The organism is Pseudonocardia nigra, assembly GCF_019396355.1.
Lineage (GTDB): Bacteria > Actinomycetota > Actinomycetes > Mycobacteriales > Pseudonocardiaceae > Pseudonocardia > Pseudonocardia nigra.
Genome location: NZ_JAHKRK010000387.1, coordinates 1 through 3,092 on the forward strand (window position 1 = coordinate 1; position 3,092 = coordinate 3,092).

Below are 3,092 nucleotides of genomic sequence, written 5' to 3' on the forward strand. Positions count from 1 at the left end.
GCTCGGCGACCGACGCCGAGCGGTCGGCGGCGGCCACCAGCAGGCGCCTCGCCGTCGCGGAGCCGTGGGCGTCGAGGTTGCGGCAGTAGGCGTCGTACACCGCGCGGAAGGTCACCCAGCGCTGCAGCGCGCGGTCGAGGAGCAGGCTGCCCGGCTCGCCGAGTTCGACCGCCGCCTCGAGCACGGTCAACGGCCGGGCGGTGACGGCCAGCCCACGGTGCTCGGCGCGGTCCGCGGCGGCCAGCGCACACCGCCGCACCGCGATCCCGGGTCGGGGCCGGGGATGGCGGCGCCGCAGCACGGTCACCGCGACGGTCGCCGGAGCGCGCTCCGCCATCCCGTACCACCATGCGGCCGCCGTGCCCGAGAGCACGGCGCGTTCGCCCGCCCACAGCAGAGCGGCGCGCACCGTGACCTCGTCGTCGTGACGATGCCCGTTCACCAGATACGTGCGCGGGTGCACCGGCCGCCACTGCCGGTTGCGGAGCCGGTGATCGATGAGGTCTCGGGAGAGGCCTGCGGCGAGCGCCTGGTCGCGGGAGATGACACCCGCCTGGCGGGCGAGGAGGGAATCGATCGACATGCCCGCGTTGGACGGACGCCGGCCGGCCGCGGTTCCGCAGACGCCCGGAGCCGTTGCGATCGGGAACGACGGGCCCTACGACCCGGTCCGAGCCGGTGCCCGGCCCTCGAGCAGCGCCACCAGCTCGGGGACGACAGCGCGGTCCGCGTCCACCCAGTCGACGTCCGCCACCTCGTCCGGGCCGACCCAGCGCAGCGCCGCGTGGTCGATCGGCTGCGGGTCCGGGGCGGTGGGGTCGAGCTCGGCGGTGTGCACGCGCAGGACGCCGGCGTCGATCGGCAGGTCCGTGCCGATCCGGCCCGTCACCCGCACCGGCACGCCCAGCTCCTCGCGGCACTCCCGGACGACCGCGTCCGGCTCGGACTCCCCGGCCTCGACGCGCCCGCCGGGCAGCTCCCACCGCCCCGCGAGGGCCGGCGGCCGCGTGCGCTGCGCCACGAGCAGCCGACCTCCCCGCTGAAGGGCGGTGGCGACGACGACCGGGCCGGCCGCCAGCGCGGCGGCCCGCTCGGCGAGCGCCTCGGACCGGGCGGCGAGCACCCGCAGCACGAGCCCGCGGAGCACCGCGACGTCGGCGATCCGGCCGAGCGGCCCGTACGCGCTGTGCCAGCAGACCTCTTCCAGCACGAGGGTTCCCGCCGCGGTCGGGGTCAGCGTGACGGCGTGCGTCAGCTCCCGGAGCGGACCCCCGACGAGGTCGCACGTCATCCCGTTCGACGAGACCTCCCGCACCGACATCCGCACCGGGATCCGGACGCGCGGGGCGGCGTGGAAATCGACGTCGAGGGTGTCGCCCGCACCGAGGAGCCGGCTGCTCGCGGTGACGCCGTGGCCCCTGTCGCGCAGCGCGGCGCCGGCGAGGTCGGAGCTGCGCAGGAGTCCGGCGACGGTGGCCGGTGGGGCGTCGATCAGCACGGTGGACCGGAGCACGGGCACCCGACGATGGTGGCAGCGCCCACCGACACGCCGCCCGGCCGCCTCCCGCGAGTCGCCCGATTCCCGCTGTCGGGTCAGCAGGTTTGCCCGCATCTGTTGTCTGGTCGGCATCGGGCTCGCGGTTGTCGGAGGGGTGGGCGCGGGAGTGAGTACGCGCCCCGACCCGTTGATGGTCGGCTTCGCGGATCCCGACGAGGCGTGCAGCGACACACCCGAACTGACCCTGTCCGTGGTCACCGGCGAGCAGCTGGTGTGCGCGGACCCGCGCGCCGAAGCGGAGAACTTCAGCCGAGCCGAGCGAGACACCGTCGTGAACCTGGCGCGCCGGTTGGCCGCCGACGGACTCACTGCTGCGGATCGATCCGACATCGAGACGGCGGTCGACCAGTCGCACCGCCGGCCTCCGGACGTCGGCCTGCTCGTCGTGCTCATCGGGGGTCTGACGGTGCTCGCTGCCGGCATCGTCCTGGGTGTGCAGAGCGGCTGGATCCGCCTCGAGCGTCGCACCGGTCCCGCCGTCGCGGTCTCACGGCGGTGTGAGAGCTGCGGCCGCGGGACGAGTTCGGCACCACCGCCGTTGCGGTGCCCTTCGTGCGGATTCGAACATCGCGACTACAGAGAGGCCTTCCTCGTCGAACGCGTCGACGAGGCCGGATCGTGGTCACTGCCGTGCGACGGGTGCACGATGAGCACGATCGTCCTCGACTCCGACGTCGTGTGCTCGAACTGTCAGCGGCTCATCGCGGAACCGAACTCCCGGATACGTGAGCGCTTCGAGCAACGCGGGCTCGACGTCCCACGAGACGAGGAGGCGGATCCACCGATTGTGCACAACTCCGGGAACAGCGAGCTCGACCCGACGGACCCGCTTGTTCGTGAGCTCATCGAGCTCGCAGAGGCCGGCGGGTTCCTCCCCGCGGCAGCCGTCGATGTCAACGAGCCAGGGAGATCGGCGCCCTGCTCGACGCCCGGGGTGGGAAGCAGGAGATGAGGCGGGCGCACCAGCGGGTCGCGGAGCGGTTCCGTGTGCTCGGCCGCGAACTCGAGGCGGCCTGGGACGGGATCGGTGACTGGCAGGGATAGCAGAACCGCGCCAGCGTGCGGACCCACGGGGCGACTCAAGGGCGTGGAACCGGCGACTCGCGCGGGGTGGTGTCCGAGACGGCGGGCCAGCGGATCTCCAAGCGGGCACCGCCCGTGGGCGTCGCGCCCGCCGTCACCAACCCGCCCCGGCCGTGCACCAGCGCCGCCACCAGGGCGAGCCCGAGCCCGGCCCCGCCGCCCGCCTCGGGCGTGAGCCGGGTGAACCGGTCGAAGACGCGCTGCCGGTCCGCCTCCGGGATGCCGGGCCCGTCGTCCTCGACGAGCAGCCGCGCCGAGCGTCCCGCCGGCAGGACGCTCACCCGCACCAGCGATCGCGCGTAGCGACGGGCGTTGCCGATGAGGTTGTCCAGCACGAGGGCGACCTCCGACGGGGTGGCCGCCACCGCGACCGGCGCGGGCGCCACGATCTCGAGCACGGGGCCCTGCCCGCCCGCGGCGTCGGCCCGCGCCACCGCGGCGGCGGCCGCCG

At 74.8% G+C, this 3,092-nt stretch carries 4 protein-coding genes; 1 reads left to right on the forward strand and 3 read right to left on the reverse strand.

Annotated elements, in window-relative coordinates; translation table 11 throughout:
- Together KME75_RS40700 and KME75_RS40705 are read right to left on the reverse strand one after the other, a co-directional pair.
- Window positions 1–583, reverse strand: a 583-nt coding sequence (locus KME75_RS40700) for a type IV toxin-antitoxin system AbiEi family antitoxin (RefSeq protein WP_504739535.1), incomplete at its 3' end; no start/stop codon positions are given.
- A gap of 75 nt (window positions 584–658) precedes the next feature.
- Entirely contained in the window at window positions 659–1,519 is an 861-nt protein-coding gene (locus KME75_RS40705; RefSeq protein ID WP_308283497.1) for an NUDIX domain-containing protein, read from the reverse strand.
- A 424-nt stretch (window positions 1,520–1,943) separates the two neighbouring features.
- Between KME75_RS40705 and KME75_RS40710 the strand changes: the two genes are divergently transcribed.
- Window positions 1,944–2,510: a hypothetical protein gene (locus tag KME75_RS40710; protein ID WP_219420332.1), complete on the forward strand. Its 567-nt coding sequence runs from the start codon at window positions 1,944–1,946 to the stop codon at window positions 2,508–2,510.
- 127 nt (window positions 2,511–2,637) lie between these two features.
- On the opposite strand, the gene KME75_RS40715 is transcribed toward KME75_RS40710, so the two are convergent.
- The coding region (locus KME75_RS40715; protein ID WP_246633789.1) for an ATP-binding protein at window positions 2,638–3,092 on the reverse strand (455 nt) is incomplete at its 5' end.